The organism is Streptomyces sp. NPDC046197 (genome assembly GCF_040646295.1).
Taxonomy (GTDB): Bacteria; Actinomycetota; Actinomycetes; order Streptomycetales; family Streptomycetaceae; genus Streptomyces.
Genome location: NZ_JBEYZY010000011.1, coordinates 211,409 through 232,447, shown reverse-complemented (window position 1 = coordinate 232,447; position 21,039 = coordinate 211,409). Strand labels below are relative to the sequence as shown.

Here is a 21,039-nt window from a genome sequence, read left to right as displayed (position 1 = left end):
CGGCCTGGACGCTAGATGCGGGCGAACTCCTCCGTCTGCTGGGCGAATTCCCGGGCCATGGCAGCGCTGACCGTGGGCTTGGTGTCGCAGATCGTGTCCAGGTAGTCGTCGGTGGTGGGGGTGGTCCGGGTTCCGGTGTCGAAGGTGCGCTCGAACTGGGCCTGGGAGACGGTACGCGCCGCGTGGGCGATGTCGGCGGGGGTGAACCCCTCACTGGCGGACGCGAGTACCGCGCTGTCGGCCCGCGCGCCCGCTCGGGCCAGGTAGCTCTCCCACAGTGCGGTCCTGGCGGTGTGGTCGGGAGGGCCGATCGGCAGCACGTAGTCGAAGCGGCCGTGCCGCAGGAACGCGGAGTCGAGCGTGGTCACGTTGTTCGTGGCGCAGACGAGCAGCCGTCCGTCCTGGCTTCGGAACCGGACGATCGCCTTGAGCAGTTCGTTGACGACGCCGACGGCGGTCGCGTCCGCGCCGCCGCGTTCGCCGGCGACCTCCTCGACCTCGTCGATGAAGACGAGGACGTGGTCGAGCCGGGCGATCTCGTCGAAGCGCCGGTTCAGCCCGGTCGCCAGGCCGTACTCGGCGGCCAGACGGGCGGGGAACAGTTCGAGGAAGGGCCATCCCAGGCGGCCGGCGATCGCGTGCGCGAACGTGCTCTTGCCGGTCCCGGGCGGGCCGAACAGCATCACCGCCCGTGGCGGTTCCACTCCGTGCTGGGCGGCCAGTTCGGGATGGGCCAGCGGCAGGACCAGGCGCCGCTCGATGAGCTGCTTCTCCCGTTGCATGCCCGCGACCTTCTGCCAGAGCCCCCCTGGCGGCAGCTCCGCTCCGAGCGAGGACAGCGTGCCGGCCGACTGCGGGGTCACCGGTCCGCGTTTCTCGAAGAAGACCAGCCCGGGGCGGGCGCCGAAGTCGCAATTGCGCAGGGCGGTGGCACCGGTCTCGCCCTCGGGCAGGGCGGCGTGCACCGCGCGGACGCCGGCGGCGAAGACGCGTTGCTCAAGGGCGGTGATCAGGGCACTGCCCAGCCCGCGCTGCCGCCAGGTGGGCGCCATGCAGATGCGCAGGATCCATGCCCGTTCGCCCTCCACCCTGCTTACCGCGGCGCCGATCAGCACGTCGTCGGCCGTGGCCACCACGGCCGGGTGGCGGGTCTGGAGGGCCGTCACGGCGTCCGAGAGTGGGAAGAGCGGCGGCTCCTCGGTCGTGCCGCTCTGCATGTCGACACGGATCACCGCTTCGAGATCGTCCTGGGTGTAGTCCCTGACCCGCCAACCCGTCATGATCAGCTCCGCGTGTTCGGCCGTACCCCCATCATCAGCCGGTGCCCGGAGGATGCGCGCGACAGGCGACGGTCACGAATCCTCCCTGGTGCCACGGATCGCTCGGGCCGTAGTCGGCTTCACGCCGCGGTGCCGGGCGCGCTGCCTGCCGGGCTGAGGGACGTGTGGGTGCGGCCGGTGCCGGCCGGTGGCGCTGCCGCGGCGGGTGCGGCGGCAGCGGTTTCCCGGGCGAGGAAGGAGCCGAGCTCGCCGATCGTGCTCATGAGGGGGGCCGGGAAGACGACGGTGGTGTTCTGGTCGACACCGATCTCCACCAGGCTCTGGAGATTGCGCAGTTGAAGCGCCAGGGGGTGGGCCATCATGGTGTCCGAGGCGTCGCCGAGCGCGGCTGCGGCCAGGGACTCACCCTCCGCGTTGATGATCTTCGCTCGCTTCTCCCGCTCGGCCTCGGCCTGGCGGGCCATGGCGCGCTTCATGGTGTCGGGCAGCTGGATGTCCTTGAGCTCGACCAGGGTGACCTGCACACCCCAGTCGACGGTGGTGACGTCCAGGATCTGGCGGATGTCCAGGTTGATACGGTCCGTCTCCGACAGCGTCTCGTCGAGCGTGTGCCGGCCGACGACCTTCCGCAGGGTGGTCTGGGCGATCTGGTTGATCGCCGCGTTGACGTTCTCCACGGCGACGACCGACTTCACGGCGTCGACGACGCGGAAGTAGGCGACCGCAGACACGTCAACGCTCACGTTGTCCCGGGTGATGATGCCCTGGGACTGGATCGGCATGGTGACGACCCGCAGCGACACCCGGTGCAGGGTGTCGACGAACGGGATGATGAACCGCAGTCCCGGGGAGCGTGTTCCGACGAGTCGGCCGAAGCGGAACAGCACTCCCTTCTCGTACTGCTTGACGACCTTCACGGACAGGGCGAGGGCCAGGACGGCCAGAAGGCCGATCACGACGATGAGAACGATCAGGGCTTGCATGTACTGCTCCTCGGGACGAGGACCACGGGGGCGGGTATCCGCCGGTCGAGACCCCTGCATGTGCCTGCGCCGGTTCGCGAGGCAGGGCCGAAACCCGGGAAGGCGCCGGTCGGGCGACTGTCTCACATGCCGATGACCAGGCGACTGGCGCGATCCGTCCCTGCCGGAACGGCCGCTGAGGCGGGGCCGTCCTCCTCGTACTTCCCTGCCTCGTCCGGTTCGAGTGGCCGGTCGGCGGCGGAGACGGCGTGCCGGGTCTCGTCCGCGGCCATGAGAGCGCTTGACGTCAGCGGTGGGCCGTCGTAGTCGGACGCGGCCGCCATCAGGCGGGCCGCCGACTCCGTCTCGGTCTCGGGTGGGATGACCAGCAGGTCCCAGCGGCCGGTGCCGTAGGAGAGCAGCAGCAGCTTGTGCGGGTCGATCTCCGGGGTGAACCATCCGGCCTTGACGACATGACCGCCCACGGGGATCTCGTGCGGGATGACCGGCCAGTACGTCGGGTTGACGGCGATGCGGGTGATGCGGCCCCACAGAGGGTCCAGCACATCGGTCAGCGCGGGCAGCTCGCTCAGCAGGTCCCGGGAGCGGGGCCACCAGGCACCGTCCAGGAGGCCGCGCGACGGGCCGTCGGTCTTCAGCGCGAGACGCGCGGCCGGGGCTGCGACGGACTCGTGGTGTGGCAGGGCTTGGTGCAAGGTCGCCGACATGATGCGGACCCGTCTCCGGGCCGCCTTGGCGGCGCCCCGGGTTTCGTCTCTCGCCGAGAACGACCCGGAGTGGAAGCCGGTGTGCGAAATGTCCTCGGTGCTGTCCACGGTACTCCGCACACGCCGGGGCGGTTGTGGAGGCGCCGCCGGATCCGTGAAGCGGCTGTCGATACCGGCGGGCAGTGGGCTGAGGGCGCCGGGGCACGTCGTACGCCGGCTACCGGACCGGTCTCACGCCCGACGGCTCGCATGCCCTGGCCGGCACTCCTTGGCTGTATTGCGCGGGAGGTTTTCCTCGTGTTTTGTTCAACCCGTCGCTCCGCATCGGTCCGCCGGGCGCGGGCGGGGAGTATCCTGGTGATTACCGAGAGCATCTCGTACACCGGCTTCCACGCCGGGTCGTTCTCGGCGATTCATCACAACCGGGCCGGCCGTGACCGGCCCGGGGTTGGGTCCCCGCCATGACCGCGACCATTCCGTTCACACCCGCAGTCGGAGGCCGGGCTCCTTCTTCGTCACCGCTCCGACTCACGCTGGCGCCGGCCGGCGCCCCTCCGGCCCTCATCGACGGTGCCTGGTGGCCCCGTTCGCGCAACCTGACGGAGCAGCTCCCGGCGCTCGTCGAATGTCTCGACCGGCTGTGGGGGCGGATCACCCGGGTAGCGGTGAGCCGCACGTTCTGGCCGGTCATTCCGGGGGAAGTGCCCGCGCACGGCCACATGGTGCGCGTCGGCTGGTCCAACGCCGGGCAGGATCCGCACAAGCTGTTGCTGCTGTCCTACACCTTCGGCCGCTGGGACCTGCTGGTGATCCCACCGGAGACAGCCCCGGCCACCGCGGCCCGGCTCATGGCCGCGGCCACCGACCCGTCACGGAGCCTCACGGCGACCGGCCTGATCCATGAGGCCGAACGTTTCCGGGCCGCGGCAGAGGCAGCGGCCGACTCGGACTCACTCGGGGAGGCGGTCTGGGACTCCGAAGGCGGACACGACGCCCCCCACCCCGCCTCACGCACTCCTGACGGACCGGTCACCCGTCACGTGCCCACCGCGGCAGCAGGAGTGTGAGAGATCGGCGGTGGGGGAAAGGCTGCGTGCCGTCGGCCTTTCCCTGGGGGTGGGAGGCCGGCTCACTCCGGGAGGGCGAGGTCGTCGGTGGCGCTCCCGCGCCATTCGATCAGCAGGAGCGTCGCATCGTCCGTCGTGATCCCGCCCCGCGCCCGTTGCAGCGTGTGGGAGAGGGAGCGCGCCACCGTCCGGATCTGTTGGGCCGTGGGCTCAAGGCGGTTCACCCACCCGATGAGCTGCTCCTCACTGAATTCCTCACCGCCGACATCGCGCTCCTCTATCAGTCCGTCGGTGAAGCACAGGATCCGGTCGCCGGGGATGAGAGCCACTTCGCTGATCCGGGGCTCGTGACCGCCGAAGCCGACGGGCAGCGTCGTCGGGCCCTGCAGCGGTCGTACGACACGGTGTCCACGGATCAACAGAGGAGCGGGATGTCCGGCGTTGACCCACTGAAGCCTGCCCGTTGCCGTGTTGAGCCGCATCATCTGAGCGGTCACGAAGTGGTCGGGGCCGAACTGATCGGCGACGGCCCGGTCCATGAACGTATAGATCTCCGACAGGCCGACGCTGATGCGCCGGGCATGCCGGTAGGCTCCGATGACCACCGTGGCCATCGTGGCGGCGTCCAGTCCGTGGCCCATCGCGTCGACCATGGCCACATGCAAGACATCGCCGTTGAGGGCGTAGTCGAAGCTGTCGCCGGCCACGTCGTAGGCGGGTTCCAGCATCCCGGCCAGCTCGACCCGGGGCGTGGACATCGCCAGCGGTGGCAGCAGCGACCACTGGATCTCCGCCGCCACACTCATCGGTTCTCTGCGGCGCAGCCGGAAGAACAGATCGGTGTAACCGTGCTTGGTCACCAGCATGTCGGCCGCGAGTGAGGCGAGCCTGCGCAGCAGCCGTCGCTCGTCGTCCTGGAGACGGTCCAGGGTGACGGCCATGACGCCCACCTGGTCGCCACCGTCCAGCAGGGGCAGATAGACCCGCACACCGTCGGCCTGCGAAACCTCGACGGGACGAGCTTCCCGGAAGGCGCGTCCGGCGTCGGAGCCGTCGATCGGCTGCGGTTCCCCGGCCGCCAGCCCGTCACCCGGCAGGGGGACGAGCCACACCTGGCCGTAGTCCTGCAGGAAGAGCGAGGTCTCGCGGCCGCCGGGCATGCCGATCTGCCGTGCGACGAGCGGACCGAGCTCGTGCGGCGGCAACTCGTGCCCCTGGTCCAGCAGAACTCCCAGAAACTGCTCCCCGAAGCGCTCCGACCGGGTGGAGCCTTCCGCGGGTCCTTGCCGCTCACCGCCCGTCATCGCCGTGGCCCCAGGGGACGTTCGGGCGGATCCTCACGAAGGTGCTGTGCATACGAACTCCCGACGGAGACTCACGGGCCGACGCGTGGGGAACTTCCGCCCGGACCGTGGGGGCCGATCCACCGACTCCCCGACGAGTCGGCCGTGCGCTCGTGCGGCGAGGACCGGCACAACGGCCACCGGTCGCCCCGCGCTCCGAACCGCGGCGGCTGGCCGGCACCGGCGGCGGCCTCAGGCGGATCGACCTCTCCGCCGTTGTCGTCCGCCGCCGCGAACGTCTTGGTGGGGTCCGCGACGTCTGCCGGCCTGCCCGCAGCCTGGATCACTGTCCTGCAGGGCGACGATTCCGACTACCAGTAGTGGCGTCGGCCGGCGACGGCGTGTCCCATCGCGCCGAGGATCCACAGGATGGCTCCGACGACCAGCAGGATGATCCCGATGGTCCACAGGATGGACAGGCCCGTGAGGAAGCCGACGACGAGCAGAATGACGCCCAGGATGATCATGATCTCTCCTTCGGGGAGTGGTGCCGGCGCGCCCGCGAACTGCTATGGGCCGCAAGGGCGTCGGCGGGAACGGCCGATCTCCTCCTCACTCCACGCGGTGTGGTCCGTGGCGGCTGACCTGTAGGCGGACCTCGGTTGGCATGTCGGTGAGGCCGGTGGACCGACGCGCGGTGCCGATCGGGCCTTCGCACAGGGCACCGAGAGTGGCGCCGGGCGTGCCCTCGGGGGTGAGGGTGAGCTTGATGCGGGTGCGGTGGCGGCCCGGTCGGCCGGTGATGAGTACGGCCGCATGGCCTACCCCTGGCAGGGCACCGGCTTCGTTCGCGATCGCTTCGCTGAGTGCGCGGTCGCGCAGTTCGACGCCCTCCTGCGGGGGTGTGCCGCCGACGGGCAGGGAGCCGGGGCGACGTCGGCTCAGCTGGGCGAGCAGCCACCCCAGGGCGAGCAGAGCCGCGACGACGAGGGCGGCGATGACCGCGGGCCACCACCACCAGCCCTGGCTGCTCCAGCGGGCCCGGTCGGCGGAGCCGAGCAGGACGTCGGCCGGGGTGGTCAGGGGCCAGCCGGCGGGTGGGGCCAGATCGTGCTGCCGGTAGAGGTCGAGCCCGGCGAAGAGGATGAGCAGTCCGCCGCCGAGGAGGACCAGTCCGACGAGGGCCAGCAGAGTGCGGTTGAGTGCGGATCGCGGCGTCATGGCGGGCTCCGGTGCTGCGGTCTTGTGTCAGCGGGTGCGTCGCCGCACCCGTACGGCGATGCGGGGAGGACGGGCGAGGGCCAGCCGGTCGCGTTCCTCGCCGAGGACGGCGGTGAGGTCGTCCTTCACCTGCCGGGGGTCGCGGAAGCGGACGTCCGCGCGGGCTTTGATGCGGTGGCGGCGCACCAGGACGTGCGCCGCGCCGACTCCGGGGACCCGCATGGCGGCGTCGCGCAGCAGGGCGGCGGCGCCGTCGCGCTCCAGAAAGGCCCGCATTCGCGGGCAGCCGGCGGGTGAGCGCAGGGGCAGCCAGCGGCGCTCACCGGGGGTGAGGGCCAGGACGATCAGCCAGACGCCGACGGCGGCGGCCACGGCGGCTCCCGTCAACATCCACACGTCGTCCACCGGGCGGGTGGCCAGTTCGTCGGCCAGGCGCCGTCGCCAGGCCGCCGCCGGGCGTCCCGCCCGTACGGCTATGACGTCGACGAGCGTCACGACCGCGGCCACGAGGATCACCGCGGCGACCAGCGCCGCCGTGATGCGGCGCGCGGACCACTTGCGACGGGTTCGGTGCCCCCCTGCGCGCTCACCGGCTGTGAGGTCCGAGGTGGACACGTCGCGTTCGGGAGAGTCGGGCTCCTTCGTCAGCGGCACCGCGGCACGGTGCGTGGACGACGCGGAGCCGCGGCCCGGGGGACGTGGACCGGATGTCATCACGATCGCCCCTCCTGCACGGCGTGCCCGGTGACCCGGGCCGCCCGGCCGCTCACCGGACCCGCCCCCGGCTCGAGTCGGTGGCGGTCACCAGCCGCCGGACGGTGAGGAGGACCTCTCCCACTCGCAGCCCGGTCAGCTGGGCGACCCGTTCGGCGACGTCCCGCTGGATCCGCTCGCAGACACGGGGGATGTCGGTGGGGTAGGGCAGGTCCATGGTCAGATGCAGGCGCACCGATCCGGTACGGACGGCGGCGGAGGCGTGGGGTGCCGCCGGTCCGCCGCGGTCGGGTGGTACGGCGGCGCGCCGGGACTGGGCCGTGCGTGCGGCCTGGGCGGCGATACGGGCGACCACCCTGTCGGGGATGACGGTGGCGCCCCGCTCGGCCGGGGGCGGCAGCCCGGCGGCCGGCGCCGGCGGGCCCGACCCCTCGCCAGGGGGACCGGGCCGGGTCTTCACCGCTGCCTCCGTGTCCGGAGGTCCAGGTCGCCCTGTACGACGAGGCCGACGATCAGCCCCGCCGCACCGAGGACCAGCACCAGCAGAAAGGCCCAGAAGCCGCCGAAGTAGCCGGCGAAGCCGAGGGCCATGCCGGCCGCGAGTCCCGTCGTTGCTGTGTTCATCTCGCACTCACCCGTCTCGCGAGCGTCCCTCTCGCCGTGATCATCCGCTCGGGCCCGAGGACACGGCGGTGCTCCTGGCAGCGGTCACCTCACGCGGCCCTCGTTCGGTTCGGTCTGTTCCTCCTCGTCGTCAGGCAGATGGACGTCGTCGACGGCGATGTTCACCTCGACGACCTCCAGGCCCGTCATCCGCTCCACGGCGCTGATGACGTTGGTGCGTACGCCGCCCGCGACGTCGACGATGGAGACGCCGTACTCGACGACGACGTCCAGGTCCACCGCGGCCTGCCGTTCCCCGACCTCGACCTTGACGCCGCGGGTGACCGCTCCGCCTCCGCCTCCGCCTGCGCCGGGGACGCGTTCGCGCATGGCGCCGAAGGCGCGGGCCATCCCCGCGCCCAGGCTGTGGATGCCCGGTACCTCGCGGGCGGCCATGCCCGCGATCTTGGCCACCACACCGTCCGCGATGGTGGTCCTGCCCCGTGTCTCGGCCGGAGCCCCGGCCCCGGTGCGGCCCTTGAGCGCGCTCACGTCCGCTTCGGGCCGGCTGCCCCCGCCGACGCTGGTGATGTTGTCCGTCATGGCGGTCGCCTCGATCGGTCGGCCGGACACCGGAATGGTGCCCGTCAAAGGTTGGACATACCGGGCGGCGTGTTCCTCACATGCCCGATGTGTGACATGCATCACAGCTCGGTTCAGGGGTACACGCTTGTTCCGAGCCTGCGTGGGAGCGCCATGATCGAACGCACTGCTTCCCCACGACTGGGATGCGACCTGCCCGACCGCCTGCTGGCGGTACGGGCGGCCGAGGGGGACGAGGACTCCTTCGCCGTTCTCGTCCAGCGGCACAGCCGGTCCCTGCTGACCCTGGCCCGTTGCATGCTGGGCAACCCCCAGGACGCCGAGGAGGCCGTTCAGGACGCCTTCGTCAGCGCCTGGCGCCACCTGCCGGAATACCGCCACAGGGCGGAGTTCCGCACCTGGATGTACCGGATCACCGTCAACCGCTGCCAGACCATGTGCCACCGACGGCCGCCGCCTCTTTCCCTGGATGCCGTCGCCGAACCCGCGGCGGGCGACGCGTGGAGCCAGCCCGCCCGGACCGCCGAGGAGGACGCGGCCATGGCCGCCCTGTTCCGCGCGCTCGCCGAGCTGGACGCCGGGCAGCGGGTCTGCTGGATCCTGAGGGAGGTGCAGGGCTTGCCCTACAAGGAGATCGCGCACGTGACGCGTACCGGCGAGCAGACGGTACGCGGCAGACTGTTCAGGGCACGCCGATCCCTGCAGGAGGCGATGGGCTCATGGCGCTAGACGACCCGCACACGCGGCCTCCCGGACCGCCCGGAGCCGGCGGGCCCCGCAACGGCTGGGCCGCCGCCGACGTGCCCCCGATCGCAGGCGATGAGGTACTGCCCTGCGGCCGCCTGCTCAGCCGGGTCTGGGAACAGGCGCGGGACGCACCACCGGCCGCGGACCCGCACCCGGTGTCCTGTCCATACTGCCGAGAGGCGGTCGAGGGACTGGCAACGGTGAACGCGGCCGCCCGGGCGCTGCGCGACGAGGACCCTCCGGGCCTGCACGCACTCGCGGACCGGGTCATGGACGTCGTCAGGGCAGAGGTCCGGTTCGGGCGGCTGCTGCCCCTGGCCGACCCCGACCGGGACCTGCGGATCGCCGAGAGCGCCGCGGCGAAGGTGCTGAGGCGGGCCGCGGACACGGTCCCCGGTGCCAGGGCCGCGACCTGCCGGCTCGTACCCGAGGGCAACGGCACCGACGTGCGGGTGACCATGACCCTGGCCGCTGCCCTCGACCGCCCGCTGCCCGACCGGGTCCACCAGGTACGCCGATCGGTCCTCCACTCGGCCGGACAGGACCTGGGGCTCACGGTGACAGCCGTCGACATCACCGTGGCCGACGTTCTGGAACCGGGGCCGCCCCTCGGTCCCCGCCTCCCGACGGGCGGTGGCGGATGATGACCGCCACCGGCACCACCGTGCTCCTCGGCGTCGCGGCCGAGGCAGCCCTCGCGGTTCCTGGCGTGGCCGCCCTGCAGCCCCGCCTCGCCCGGCGCCTCGCGGCAGCCGCCGCGCCCGCCCGGGCGGACACCACGCCGCCCGAGGCCGGCGTTCGCGCCGACCGGGCGCCGGACGGGTCGGGATGGCACATCGAGGTGCGCTGCGTCCTGACGGAGGGTCGGCGGGCGCTGGACATCGCCCGAATCGTCCACGACCGGGTGACAGCCGCCCTCGTCACCCACCTCGCCACCCACGGTGCCGCGGAGCCGGTCACCGTCGCGGTCACGGTGACCGGTATCGCCGCCTGGCGCGACGCGGCATGAGCGGCGGCGCGGGCACAGGCCCCGCGAACCGTCGTTCGGCAAGCTGGTTTCCCAGGGCGGAAGCGGCCGTAGAGCCACCAGGCGGGCAGGTGGTCGCCATGGACGAGGATGACGCGGACGCGGCGCTGCGAGCGGCGCTCGACCGGCTGGCGTTCGCCACCCGGAGCGCGGCGGCGCTGTCGAGCACGCTGGACGCAGTCGAGGGGCTCAGACGGGTGTGCCGCGTGCTGGTGCCGGAACTGGCCGACTGTTCCGCGGCCGATCTGATGGACGAGGACGGCGCCGTCGAGCGGGTCTGGGTCTCGCACCGTGACCCCAATGCCGCTCTGACCGGCCTGACGGGACCGTTGCCGCCGGTGCCGGTGCCGGAGACGGTGACGGGCCCGCTGTCCCGGGTGCTTTGCGGCGCCGGCCCGCTGCTGTTGTCGGAGGGCGGCTGCCGACCGCGCAGGAGGCGTCCGATCCGTTGCAGCACATCGCGGCAGGCATTCGGGTGCGGGGGACTCGGGAGGGGGACCCGGAGGTGGGCCGCGTTCAGCAGCGCATCCATGGGGCTGGCTCGACTCAGGCTCCTCCGGTTCAGCCAACGAGCCGGGGGAGCCGCTGACGTGACCGCAGTGACGGCGCCCCGCGATGGCGCCCATGGCCCCGCCGTTGGTGTGGCGGGTGGCGACGGGGAGTTCCACGCACGATCTGTGCCATCGTGACCCGGGAGGTGCCCTCGTCCCGCGGGAGCGCTGCCCGCTGTTGTGGGCGCTGGCCGGGAGGCGTGCGGCACGCGGGGACGACGACAGGTGCCTGCGTGGTGACGGACGGCTGGTCCCGACGTGCTCGGTCAGACTCTGGAGGTGGACGAGGCCCTCGCCCGGTTGAGCCGCAGCCTTGCTCCCCGCCTCACGGACCGGGCCGCGGTGGACCTGCGGGTCGGCTCCCGTCCGGCTCGGGCGACAAGTAGCCCTGGCCGCTTTCAGGGCCCTGTCCGCAGTTTCGTGAATCCCCAGGCCAGCGGGGGGAACGACGGGCACAGCGCCCACGGCGCGGTGAGGTTCTGTTCGGTAAAAAGGCGTTCCGGAGCAGCCGCCCTGGCGCCCGCGTACGGCCATCTGGTCGTGTCGGTGCCCGCCAGGCGCAACAAGTCGAAGGCGACGAAGTGGGCGGGCCACTGCTCGGCGAGCCGGGCAGCGCCGGCACCGCGCCGCTGGAGGCGACCCTGGAGTCGCTCGAAGGCGAGCCTGCTGGATTTCCCGTACGACCAGCTCGCCGTCCAGGGCCGTCGCGTCGGCAGCTGGACCGTGCCCGGAACGAACCTCGGGGAAGGAGGGTGCGAGGTTCCTGTCCCTGCGCGAGCGCAACACCAAACGCCCGGCATCCAGAGAGAGCAGCGCTCTCCAGCCATCGTTATCCAGACTCTGGCGTGTCTCCTAGGACATGGGCCCGTCGAGCCGCTTTTGTACAGAGCAGCCGTGGCGGCCCCGTCCGCGGGCGAACGCCGGAGCGTGACTGTTCACGGATTGACGCTCACTGCGGTGATTACCAAGCTGGTGGGGGGTGCGGAAGGGACTGCGGTCGTGAGCGGTGGACAAAGTGGGCTCACTCGATTGCTGACAGCAGCGGAGACAGCGGCGCCGGCGGACGCCGTCGACGTGATCGCGGAGGACCTGCGGCGGCGTTTCGAGGCCACTAAGGTCTCTTTCCTCATCGTGGACCTGACGGGGAAGGCGGTGGCTCGGCTGTCCACCGCTCCCACTCAAGGTGGGCGGCAGGCCGAGCGGGTTCCCCTGTTCGGCAGTGTCTACGAGGAGGTGATCCGTACCCAGCGCCTGTATCAGGACGCGACCGGCGAGGGGCAGCGGGTGATCGTGCCCGTCACCAACCGCGGGGATGCGATCGGGCTGCTGGAACTGCTCCTGCCGACCGGCCCTGGCGAGGACGTGCTCGACGCAGTCGGGGAAGCCGCCCACATCCTGGCCTACATCGTGATCGCCAACGGCCGCTTCACCGATCTCTACACCTGGGGCAAACGCTCCAAGCCGGCCACCCTGGCAGCTGAAATCCAGTACCAGCTGCTGCCCCTGTCGCTGTCGTGCGAGGCCGCACAGTTCACCCTGTGCGGGAACCTGGAGCCCTCCGAGGACCTCAGCGGCGACACCTTCGACTACACCGTGGACCGCGACACCTTGCACGTGTCGGTGACCGATCCCATGGGCCACGACATGGATTCCGCCCTGGCCGCCACGGTCCTGGTGGGCGCCCTGCGCGGTGCCCGCCGGGCGGGCACCGGCCTGGGCGAACAGGCCCACCGGGCAGACCAGGCACTGATCGAACACGGCCACGGTCATGCCACCGGGCAGCTCCTGCGCATCAATCTCCATACCGGGCGGGCCCAATTCGTCAACGCCGGTCATCCCTGGCCGCTGCGCATGCGCGACGGGGCTGTGGAGACGATCACCTGCGAGGTGGACCATCCCTTCGGGCTGTCTGAGCTGACTCCCCACCCGTACCGTGTGCAGGACCTCGACCTGCGGCCCGGTGACCGTCTGCTCATGTTCACCGACGGCATGCTCGAACGTCACGGAGAGAAGGTCGATCTGCCCGCCCTGCTGGGGTGCACCCGGAATCTGCACCCGAGGGAGACCGCGCTGGCGCTGACGTCCGCGGTCCGGGACGCCGCCGACGGCCGGCTCGAAGACGATGCCACCGCCGTCTGCCTGGACTGGCACGGCCCCCAGGAGACCCAGCGGCACGTCAGCAGCGGCGCAGACACCCGGCAAGCCTCAGCCGCACGCACGAAGGACCAGTCGTGACCTGGGTGAACGGTGCCAACGCGAATGAGACATCACGAGGTGTCTGGAGAACCGTCCCACTTCTCCTCGGCGGCCCACCCATCGGGCGGCGCCGGGTCGGTGACGGGGGCCGCGAGCATCGGGTCCGGCAGCGCCCACATGCGCCATGCCTTCCACGCGGGCGCCCCTTCGTGCGGTGCTGCTGTTCCCCGTTACTCGAGTAGACCGAGTTCCCAAGCACTCGCCGGTGCCTTTGCCGAGTTGCTAGGCAGCCTCTTTGGCAGCCCGCGCCATGACTTGCGGACAACCGTGCACCAGAATGAGGGCTCGAAGCCGTTCGTGCGATGGCCGATGGAGGGCGACCGTAAGGCGGCCCAGACGGCTGTCTGTCATTGCCGGTCGCGAGTAGGCGGGGAGTCAACTCATTCTCAGCCTGCTCCGGCCAGGTTGGGCATTGGTTCGGGCGAAGCCATCCGGCTGTGGTCGGTAGATGCCGATACGCCGGGATCGATGCGACGGTTGCGCGATGCCGTCCCGGACGGGGGTCTGACTCTTGAGATCTTTGACCGAAGTGTCCAGTCACAGGCTTGTCGACCGTCGTTGCGGGCTGGCTTCTGCTGTCACCGAGCCACAGGGCGTGTCCCAATAGGGGCCTTGCCGAGTTCCAGGCGCCATCACGGTTCAGACCGCCCGAGCGGGCCGGTGCCATCCACTCAGCTTGTCACCCTGCGGGAGGCGAACCACCATGACGACCAGACAGCGCAGCACCTCCTCCAGTACGGATCCTCCCGTGCGGAGAGAAGTCGTGCTCGGCGTGGACACGCACGGTGAGGTGCACGTCGCCGCCGTAATCTCCCCGCTGGGGAAGGTCCTTGGCACCGAGTCCTTTCCGGCGACGGTGGCCGGCTACCGTCGGCTGCTCGTGTGGGCCCGCAGGCGGGGGACGGTGCGCCGGGCCGGTGTGGAGGGCACCGGTACCTTCGGCGCGGGCCTGTCCCGCTACCTGCTGGCCCAGCATGTCCAGGTGTTCGAAGTGAATCGGCCTGACCGCACAGCCCGCCGTCTGCTCGGCAAGTCGGACCCGCTCGATGCGCAGGCCGCAGCGCGAGCCGTGCTCAGCGGTCGCACCCGGGCCCAGGCCAAGTCCGGCGACGGACCCGTGCAAGGCGCCCGGATCTACAAACTCGCCAAGGACTCCGCGGTCAAGGCCCGCACACAGGCGATCAACCAGCTCAAGGCCGTCCTAGTGATCGCCGACCCCGCCCTGCGGGAACGGTTGTCGAGCTTGGGCAATGCCGAGCTGTTCCGCACCTGCGCGACCCTCAGCCCACCCGATGGTGGGGGAGACGAGGACGCGGTGGTCCAGGCCACCCACATGACATTACGCATGCTCGCCGAACGCATCGAACAGCTCACCGGGCAGATCAACGAGCTGAACCAACGCCTGACCCGACTCGTCGAACGCCACGCGCCGCAACTGCTCGTACCGATGGGCATCGGCCCGGACAGCGCCGTCACTCTCCTGATCACCATGGGGGACAATCCCGAGCGGCTGAACACCGAGGCGTCCTTTGCTGCCCTTTGCGGAGTCAGCCCCATCGAGTACTCCTCCGGGCGGCGCATCACGCGACGGCTCAACCACGGCGGCGACCGGCAGGCCAACGCCGCCCTGCACCGCATCGTGTTCACCCGCCTGCGCCACGACCCCCGAACCCAGGCGTACTACGAACGCCGCACCCAGGAAGGCAAGACCCGGCGCGAGATCATCCGATGCCTCAAGCGGTATGTCGCCCGCGAGGTCTTTAACCTGGTCAGACCGGTTTCCCGCGCCCCCGCGTTATAGGGGCGTCGGTGATACGGCGAGACCCCACCGAGGCCCGTCCGGGCGGGATCTCTGCGCGGATCCGTGAGAGGGCGAAGCCGCACCGGAGCACTCCGGTGCGGCTTCGCCGTGAGGTCGAACGCGCTGGCGCACAAGACACGTTCGGCTCCTCACTCAGTCAGGTTCCTGCGTTGCTTGTGGGGACGACGGATTTGCGATCGCATCCGCTGTCAGCATTGCAGCCGTGAGACGACGGAACCCCGCGGGGAGGCAGGGCGGGGCTGGCGCCAGAAAAGTCTCGTGTCAGGGACCATTGAAGCTCCGCCGTGGCCGCGACCACCGACTGACCCGGAGTTTCAGTGCCCCGTCACCGTGGTGAGGGGGTCGTGTTCATGCGCGCAGCTCTCGCAGGAGCCGTAGGTATCCCAGGCGGGGAAGGGATCGGAAGCGGGCAGAGCTACGCCTTCCTGCGTGCGGCAGCCTTTCAGGTCGGCCCGCAGCAGCTCCGCGTCCGTCTGGGGCCGATGAAGACGAGTTCCTGCGCAGAAGGGCCGGGGGTGTCACGAGCAGAGGAAGGCTCGAAGCGAGCTACCGAACCGGCCTGCGGCCACAGTCCCGTCACCAGGGCCGGCTGGGGAGGGTGAAGAAGCCCTTGGACCTGAGGACCTGCCCGTAGGCGCCGCTGCCTGGTGTCTCCGTCACCAACGTCCAAACCGTCCGGGGTGGAAGGACCTTTTGGAGCAGAGGGCGATCGAGGAGGTGGCGTACTGAACGAAGTTTCGAATGAGGGCGTGAACACCCTGTCGCCGGGCACAAGGGCTATCGCACCGAGATCCTGGCATTCGGAGCTGGTCGGGATCTACCCACCAAGGGGCGAACTCAGGCCCTTGTGAAGCTCATACGCACACGCGCCTGAGCCGGAATTGACGATGGGGTTTAAAATGATCATTCTTGGGCTTATTCTGCTGATCATCGGCCTGCTTGCCGGCATGGGTCTGCTGACGACGATCGGTGGCATCCTCATTCTCGTTGGCGCCATCCTATGGATCCTGGGTGCGACCGGTCGTGCGGTCGGTGGACGCAAGCACTTCTTCTAAAGTCAGGGAGCCTCACCCACTCTCTGCGATGAGTGACGTGTCCATGTCTCCCTCCGCGTCGGAAAGTCCACACCGTGAGGAGCTTTTGGACCGCTCGAGGCCGGGACGAGGGTGAGAGCCCGGCCAGAGAGACAGTTGGGAACCCGTGAGCGGGGCCATGCGCCGACCCCGCCCCGTCTCGTGGGCGATGAGTTTGCCTGAGCCGGGCCCTGCCCGCCGGTCGTCGAGCGCAGAGCCTGGCTGCGGGGTGAGGCGGATGCTGCCGCTTTAATACAGGAAGCGGCGGGCGTGCTGCATAGGTGCCCAGAGTGCCCACCCGATCAAGCTGACCCCCGTGCAGGAGCGCCTGGGGCGCAGGGTGGAACGGGCTCCGGACCACGGTGCGCTCGGGCCCGTCCAGGAGGAGCGCGTTGTGCACGACGCCGATGCCGCTCTGCACGTCGTCGAGGGTGTGCCCCGGGAAAGCATCCCAGGAGGCGGTTGCGGTGATTGTCGACGCTGGTCCAGGCGTTCAACGTAATAGTGCCGTAGCGGAGTTCGGAGACAGCTTCGTCCAGCGCGGGGCTGAGCACGGCCATCGTGCTTGGATGCGCGACGAGGTTCACGCCGAGGGTGCCGCCGAACTCCTCGTTCGTGGTGCGGACCGCCTCGGCGAGGAACTGGCGCGGCGGGTCACCGGGGAGTTTCAGCACGGCGAGGACGGGGGCGAAGTGCTCCGTGGTCAGAGCTGGTCCGGGTTCCGCCGGGGCGAGACCTGTGACCAGCACGCGGCCTGCTCCGAGCCGTTCGGCGTCGTCGCCGTACGTGTCGAGGACGTGGGCGCCCCGGCCGTCGCTGCCGGGGTAGTGCGGGGGCGGGCGTGTGCGTCGGCCAGCGCGGCTCGCAGGTGGGCCAGGAAGCGGTCTTTCTGCGCCCAGTCGGCACTGACGACGACCGCCTGGCTCGCTACGCAGTTGTAGCCGTTGTTGTGCAGCTTCTGGGTGGCGATGTGCTCGGCCAGTAGCGCAGGTCCGCCTCGGACCGGCCGCCCGGCAGCACGATCGTGGGGGAGACCCCGCCCAGTTCTCTAGTGGCCGGCTTGTCGAGCAGCGGTGTGCCCGCCTTCTTTCGGCCCGCGCCCTCGTTACCCGCACCGAAGACGATCGCGTCATGGGTCGCGGCGCTGCCGGTCATGTGGACGTGGCGAGGTCTGCAACTCTCTGATTCCGTAACGGCCGCATCCTGTCCGGGTCGACCTCGCGAGCGGTGAGGTGCGGGTCAGGCTGCTTGCGTGACCATGGGCTGCGGAATCGACACCCGCGTCGCCCCTCTGCGCGGGGCGGTTCGAACGCCGACGGGCGGGGCTATGTACACCCGAGTCCCGGATTCCCGCGCCGTTTCGACTGGCCCGAGACCCTTCCTGATCCGGGCAGCCCCGACTCGCCGCACGGCTTTGCCTGGAGCACGCTGGGAGGCGTGACCAGCGCGCCGATCGTCGTACACCAGCCCTCCCGTACCGGTGGCCGGAGCGCCGGGATCCTCGACACCGCTTACAGCGACCACGACCTGGTGGTGTTCCTCGAAGGCGCGGGTGTCGACGATCCCCGGGGCGTGCTGGACGATCCGCAGTGGGTGGAATGGCGCGGCGGCGGCCTACACAAGTGGAGAACGGCCTGAGCGGGGCCGCTCGGAACTGACCCGTGGTGTCGGGGTTCACCACGACCGCGAGGTGCCGTTGCGGTGTCAGTGGGTGGCGAGCATGCCCTGTCGGAGCTGGGCCAGGGTGCGTGACAGCAGCCGGGAGACGTGCATCTGGGAGACGCCGAGTTGTTCGCCGATCTGGGCCTGGGTCAGTTCCTCCACGAACCTGCAGTGCAGGATCTTGCGCGAGCGCTCGTCGAGGTCGGCGATCATCGGGGCGAGTGCGTGGAAGTCCTCCACCAGTTCCAGCGCGCCGTCCTCGTTGCCGATGAAGTCGGACAGGGCGCTCTCGCCGTCCTCGCTGCTGCCGATGGCGGCGTCCAGGGAGGAGGAGCGGTAGCCGTTGGAGGCCAGACGTGCCTCGATGACCTCCTCCTCGTCCAGGTTCATCAGCTGGGACAGCTCCGCCACGGTCGGCGTGCGGCCCAGGCGGCTGCTCAACTCCTCGGTGGCGCGGGCCAGCTGGACGCGGGCCTCCTGCAGACGTCGCGGAACGTGCACGGCCCACGTGGTGTCACGGAAAAACCGCTTGATCTCTCCCACGATGTAGGGGGATCGAGAAGGAGGTGAACTCCACTTCGCGGGAGAGTTCGAACCGGTCGATGGCCTTGATGAGGCCGATCACGCCGACTTGGACGATGTCCTCCATCTCCTCCGGGTCCCGGCTGCGGTACCGGGAGGCCGCGTAGCGGACCAGGGAGATGTTCATCTCGATCAGCGTGTTGCGCGCGTACTGGTGCTCCGGCGTGCCCTCCTCCAGCCGGTCCAGCTGCTGGAAGAACAGGCGGGTGAGCTCACGGGCGTCCTTCGGGGCGACCTTCGACGGGTCCGGGATTTCCGGCAGTTCAGCGCAGTGCGCATCCGCCGTCGCCGCTGCCGTATCCGTAACCATGTGTCCCTCCCCTTGTCGGCCATGCCGACACCGGCCCACCTCGACTCACCCTGCCGCGCCTACCCCGTCTTCCCGCCTTCATGCCTACTCCTTCCGTGATATCGACGGCCCCGCGCCCGCGAGGTGTCGAAGCGGACCTGATCGACTGTGGAGCGGATCCAACCGAGCCGCGCCATCCAATCGAACTCAACCCTGCGCACACCGAGTCGCGTGGCGTCCTGCTCCGGTCCGAGCGGGGTGCCGCGCGACCAGGGCCGCCAGGTCCTCGCGGCGGCAGACATGGCCGACCTGGCCGAGGGCAACGTCCCGTCGGAGTTTTGTGCTCAGGTCGGTGAGCAGCTTGTGGTCCGGACCACGAAGGCCGTCACGCTTCGCGTTTTCGCCGATCACAGCGCCCGGTTGCGGTCGGTGCTTGGGCGGCCGTGCACGATGCCGGTGCGCACTACGAAGCTCGCCGTCGAATCGGGTGCCCCGGCCGCGTTCGGTAGGGTTCCGGAGTGCTGGCTGTCCGGTCGGTGCCTTCCTGGGGGGATGAGCGAGACGAGGAACATGCCGGAACAAGCGAGCCTGCCTGCGATAGCACCGAGCGAGCCTTCGGCCGTGTCGGTCGAGGCGGCGCGGATGGCGGCCGTGCGCCGTTACGACATTCTCGACACTCCGCCGGACGGCGCGTACGACAGAGTCGCGGCGCTGGCCGCGCGGCTGTTCGAGGTGCCGGTGGCGACGGTGACGATCGTGGATGAGGACCGGATCTGGTTCAAGGCCGCGCACGGGCTGGAAGGTGTCAGCGAGATCGGCCGGGATCCGGGCCTGTGCGCCTCGGCGGTGCTGCGTGATCACACCACCGTCATCCCCGATACGTTGCTGGACCCGGTCGCCTGCTCCAACCCGCTGGTCGCCGGCCCGATGGGGGTGCGGTTCTACGCCGCCGCTCCGATCATCACCGCCGACGGACACCGCCTGGGCACGGTCAACGTCCTTGACACCCGCCCCCGCGAGATCAGCGAGGCCGATGCCTCCACCCTCACAGACCTGGCCGCGGTGGTGCGGGACCAGCTGGAACTTCGACTGTCGGCGTTGCAGGTGATACGCGCCGAGCAGGAGCGCCGCCAGGTCGAGCAGGAGAAGCGTCAGGCGGAGGAAGAGGCCCGCCAGCGTGCGGAGCGGGACAAGGCGGCCATCGCCGCGTTTGCCTCCACCCTGCAGCGCACCCTGGTGCCTCCCGCGCTGCCCGCGGTACCCGGGCTTGAGCTGGCCTGCCACTACAAGACTGCCTCCCCGCAGGAAGTGGGCGGCGACTTCTACGACGTCTTCCCCGTCGGTGGAGGTCGGTGGGCGTTCTTCCTGGGCGATGTGTGCGGCAAGGGCGCCGAAGCCGCCTCGATCACCTCACTGACCCGCTACACGCTGCGGGCCGCAGCCCTCGTCGACGCGGACCCCACGGCCGCGCTCAAAGCCCTGAACACCGCACTGCTGCTCGACGCGGCGGTCGGCACGCGCTTTTGCACCGCCGTCTTCGGCCTGCTCGATCCGGCCCGGGACGGCGGTTTCACCGTCACGCTGGCCACCGGCGGTCACCCGCCTGCCTACCACCTCAGCCCTGCCGAGGGCGGCGGTGTTCGGGTCGAGGCGGCCCGCGCCAAAGGCGGCATGCTGGTCGGCGCGTTCGCCGAGGCCGCCTTCGCCTCACTCACCCTGCACCTGGCACCCGGCCAGGGCTTGCTGCTGTACACCGACGGGCTGACCGAGGCCCGCACGGCCGACGGTGACATGCTCGCCGACACGGGCCTGACCGACTTCCTGGCCCGGCGGCCGGCGCCGGTCAGCGCCGGCGCCCTGATCGACGACACCGTCGCGCTCCTGGACACCCTGCCCGACACCGAACGCGACGACGTGGCCCTGCTGGCCCTGTCCGTCCCCACTCCCGATGCTGCTCCCGCCGGCATCACCACCACCGCTCACAGCGCCGCCGCCCCGACCGCACCCGCCGACGCCTCCGTCGGGCAGGAGATCCGACGCCCATGACCGACGCATTCCACATCGAAGTCCCGCACACCGACGGCGCCCTGGCCGTGATCGCACTGACCGGCGAATTCGACATCGCCGCCGCACCCGCCGCGCGGGCCCGCGCCCTGGAACTCATCGCAGCCGGACACCCAGACCTGGTCGCCGACCTGTCGGGCGTCACCTTCTGCGACTCCTCAGGGCTGGGAGCCCTCGTCGGCATCTGGCGCTGCGCCAAGGAAGCCGACGGCTCCCTGACCCTGGCAGCCATCCCCGACCGGCTGAGCCGCCTGCTCAGCGTCACCGGGATGGACACCTTCCTGCCCGCCTACCCCAGCGCCGAGGCCGCGCTCGCCGTCCGCCAGGGCAATCGCACCACCGCCTGAACACCCTCGCTCGCAGGAGTGGCATCAGCGGGCATGCCTGGCACAGCCCTACAGTTGGGTGTTGCCGGTCATGACGTTGTTGACGCTCATGCGATGGGTGCGGGGGCGTGGTCGCGCTTTGTGCGAGTGCCTGCTCTGCCTGCGCGAGTCTGCGGATT

22 protein-coding genes and 2 pseudogenes are annotated in these 21,039 nt (G+C 70.5%); 12 read left to right on the top strand and 12 right to left on the bottom strand.

The window, feature by feature from the left end:
- Window positions 1-11: 11 nt before the first annotated feature.
- The 3 genes from AB0A61_RS18215 to AB0A61_RS18205 form a co-directional block, all read right to left on the bottom strand.
- Entirely contained in the window at window positions 12-1,280 is a 1,269-nt protein-coding gene (locus AB0A61_RS18215; RefSeq protein ID WP_361292790.1) for a bifunctional GNAT family N-acetyltransferase/ATP-binding protein, read from the bottom strand.
- 119 nt (window positions 1,281-1,399) lie between these two features.
- Window positions 1,400-2,263, bottom strand: a complete 864-nt coding sequence (locus AB0A61_RS18210) for a slipin family protein (protein WP_310769905.1) — start codon at window positions 2,261-2,263, stop codon at window positions 1,400-1,402.
- Between the two features lie 122 nt (window positions 2,264-2,385).
- A complete protein-coding gene (locus tag AB0A61_RS18205; RefSeq protein WP_361292787.1) occupies window positions 2,386-3,078 on the bottom strand; it encodes a DUF5994 family protein in 693 nt (230 codons plus the stop codon).
- 353 nt (window positions 3,079-3,431) lie between these two features.
- Between AB0A61_RS18205 and AB0A61_RS18200 the strand changes: the two genes are divergently transcribed.
- Window positions 3,432-4,037 carry a DUF5994 family protein gene (locus AB0A61_RS18200; RefSeq protein ID WP_135790987.1) on the top strand — a complete coding sequence of 202 codons (606 nt, stop codon included), beginning with the start codon at window positions 3,432-3,434 and terminating at the stop codon, window positions 4,035-4,037.
- A gap of 62 nt (window positions 4,038-4,099) precedes the next feature.
- Here the strand turns inward: AB0A61_RS18200 and AB0A61_RS18195 are convergent, their stop codons facing one another.
- The 7 genes from AB0A61_RS18195 to AB0A61_RS18165 all read right to left on the bottom strand — a co-directional run bounded on the left by AB0A61_RS18195 (window position 4,100) and on the right by AB0A61_RS18165 (window position 8,461).
- Entirely contained in the window at window positions 4,100-5,341 is a 1,242-nt protein-coding gene (locus AB0A61_RS18195; protein WP_361292785.1) for a PP2C family protein-serine/threonine phosphatase, read from the bottom strand.
- Between the two features lie 350 nt (window positions 5,342-5,691).
- The gene (locus AB0A61_RS18190; RefSeq protein ID WP_099054839.1) at window positions 5,692-5,847 is read right to left on the bottom strand and encodes a DUF6131 family protein; all 156 of its coding nucleotides are present in this window, start codon (window positions 5,845-5,847) and stop codon (window positions 5,692-5,694) included.
- Between the two features lie 85 nt (window positions 5,848-5,932).
- Window positions 5,933-6,541: an alkaline shock response membrane anchor protein AmaP gene (locus AB0A61_RS18185; protein ID WP_352089194.1), complete on the bottom strand. Its 609-nt coding sequence runs from the start codon at window positions 6,539-6,541 to the stop codon at window positions 5,933-5,935.
- Between the two features lie 27 nt (window positions 6,542-6,568).
- Window positions 6,569-7,195, bottom strand: a complete 627-nt coding sequence (locus tag AB0A61_RS18180) for a DUF6286 domain-containing protein (RefSeq protein ID WP_352089193.1) — start codon at window positions 7,193-7,195, stop codon at window positions 6,569-6,571.
- A gap of 112 nt (window positions 7,196-7,307) precedes the next feature.
- Window positions 7,308-7,715 (bottom strand): Asp23/Gls24 family envelope stress response protein, encoded by a 408-nt coding sequence (locus AB0A61_RS18175; protein WP_361292783.1) that lies wholly within the window; start codon window positions 7,713-7,715, stop codon window positions 7,308-7,310.
- Window positions 7,712-7,879: a hypothetical protein gene (locus AB0A61_RS18170; RefSeq protein WP_030645371.1), complete on the bottom strand. Its 168-nt coding sequence runs from the start codon at window positions 7,877-7,879 to the stop codon at window positions 7,712-7,714. Before AB0A61_RS18170 ends, AB0A61_RS18175 begins: the two co-directional genes overlap by 4 nt.
- Before the next feature lie 84 nt (window positions 7,880-7,963).
- Window positions 7,964-8,461, bottom strand: coding sequence for an Asp23/Gls24 family envelope stress response protein (locus AB0A61_RS18165; RefSeq protein WP_135790982.1), 498 nt, complete (start codon window positions 8,459-8,461; stop codon window positions 7,964-7,966).
- Window positions 8,462-8,614: 153 nt separating this feature from the next.
- Between AB0A61_RS18165 and AB0A61_RS18160 the strand changes: the two genes are divergently transcribed.
- From AB0A61_RS18160 to AB0A61_RS18135, 6 genes are all read left to right on the top strand, one after another.
- Entirely contained in the window at window positions 8,615-9,190 is a 576-nt protein-coding gene (locus AB0A61_RS18160) for a sigma-70 family RNA polymerase sigma factor (protein ID WP_361292780.1), read from the top strand.
- The gene (locus AB0A61_RS18155) at window positions 9,181-9,852 is read left to right on the top strand and encodes a hypothetical protein (protein WP_361292778.1); all 672 of its coding nucleotides are present in this window, start codon (window positions 9,181-9,183) and stop codon (window positions 9,850-9,852) included. The genes AB0A61_RS18160 and AB0A61_RS18155 overlap by 10 nt, the downstream gene beginning before the upstream one ends.
- Complete coding sequence (locus tag AB0A61_RS18150; protein WP_361292776.1) at window positions 9,852-10,217, top strand: hypothetical protein; 366 nt, start codon at window positions 9,852-9,854, stop codon at window positions 10,215-10,217. The genes AB0A61_RS18155 and AB0A61_RS18150 overlap by 1 nt, the downstream gene beginning before the upstream one ends.
- 98 nt (window positions 10,218-10,315) lie before the next feature.
- Entirely contained in the window at window positions 10,316-10,924 is a 609-nt protein-coding gene (locus AB0A61_RS18145) for a hypothetical protein (protein ID WP_361292774.1), read from the top strand.
- 891 nt (window positions 10,925-11,815) lie between these two features.
- Complete coding sequence (locus AB0A61_RS18140; protein ID WP_067246241.1) at window positions 11,816-13,021, top strand: PP2C family protein-serine/threonine phosphatase; 1,206 nt, start codon at window positions 11,816-11,818, stop codon at window positions 13,019-13,021.
- A gap of 724 nt (window positions 13,022-13,745) precedes the next feature.
- Window positions 13,746-14,843 carry an IS110 family transposase gene (locus AB0A61_RS18135; RefSeq protein WP_361292772.1) on the top strand — a complete coding sequence of 366 codons (1,098 nt, stop codon included), beginning with the start codon at window positions 13,746-13,748 and terminating at the stop codon, window positions 14,841-14,843.
- A 335-nt stretch (window positions 14,844-15,178) separates the two neighbouring features.
- Here the strand turns inward: AB0A61_RS18135 and AB0A61_RS18130 are convergent.
- Window positions 15,179-15,550 (bottom strand): annotated as a pseudogene (locus AB0A61_RS18130) (GTP-binding protein); the annotation flags it as partial.
- A 213-nt stretch (window positions 15,551-15,763) separates the two neighbouring features.
- On the opposite strand from AB0A61_RS18130, the gene AB0A61_RS18125 reads away from it, so the two are divergent.
- The 3 genes from AB0A61_RS18125 (at window position 15,764) to AB0A61_RS18115 (ending at window position 17,575) form a co-directional block, all read left to right on the top strand.
- Entirely contained in the window at window positions 15,764-15,919 is a 156-nt protein-coding gene (locus AB0A61_RS18125) for a hypothetical protein (protein ID WP_361292770.1), read from the top strand.
- 587 nt (window positions 15,920-16,506) lie between these two features.
- Window positions 16,507-16,878, top strand: coding sequence for a hypothetical protein (locus tag AB0A61_RS18120; RefSeq protein ID WP_361292768.1), 372 nt, complete (start codon window positions 16,507-16,509; stop codon window positions 16,876-16,878).
- A 496-nt stretch (window positions 16,879-17,374) separates the two neighbouring features.
- A complete protein-coding gene (locus tag AB0A61_RS18115; RefSeq protein WP_361292766.1) occupies window positions 17,375-17,575 on the top strand; it encodes a hypothetical protein in 201 nt (66 codons plus the stop codon).
- 66 nt (window positions 17,576-17,641) lie between these two features.
- On the opposite strand, the pseudogene AB0A61_RS18110 reads toward AB0A61_RS18115, so the two are convergent.
- Window positions 17,642-18,491 (bottom strand): annotated as a pseudogene (locus tag AB0A61_RS18110) (RNA polymerase sigma factor SigF).
- A gap of 600 nt (window positions 18,492-19,091) precedes the next feature.
- On the opposite strand from AB0A61_RS18110, the gene AB0A61_RS18105 reads away from it, so the two are divergent.
- Together AB0A61_RS18105 and AB0A61_RS18100 are read left to right on the top strand one after the other, a co-directional pair.
- Window positions 19,092-20,516, top strand: a complete 1,425-nt coding sequence (locus AB0A61_RS18105; protein ID WP_361292764.1) for a SpoIIE family protein phosphatase — start codon at window positions 19,092-19,094, stop codon at window positions 20,514-20,516.
- A complete protein-coding gene (locus AB0A61_RS18100; RefSeq protein ID WP_361292762.1) occupies window positions 20,513-20,881 on the top strand; it encodes an STAS domain-containing protein in 369 nt (122 codons plus the stop codon). The genes AB0A61_RS18105 and AB0A61_RS18100 overlap by 4 nt, the downstream gene beginning before the upstream one ends.
- The last annotated feature ends 158 nt before the right edge of the window (window positions 20,882-21,039 follow it).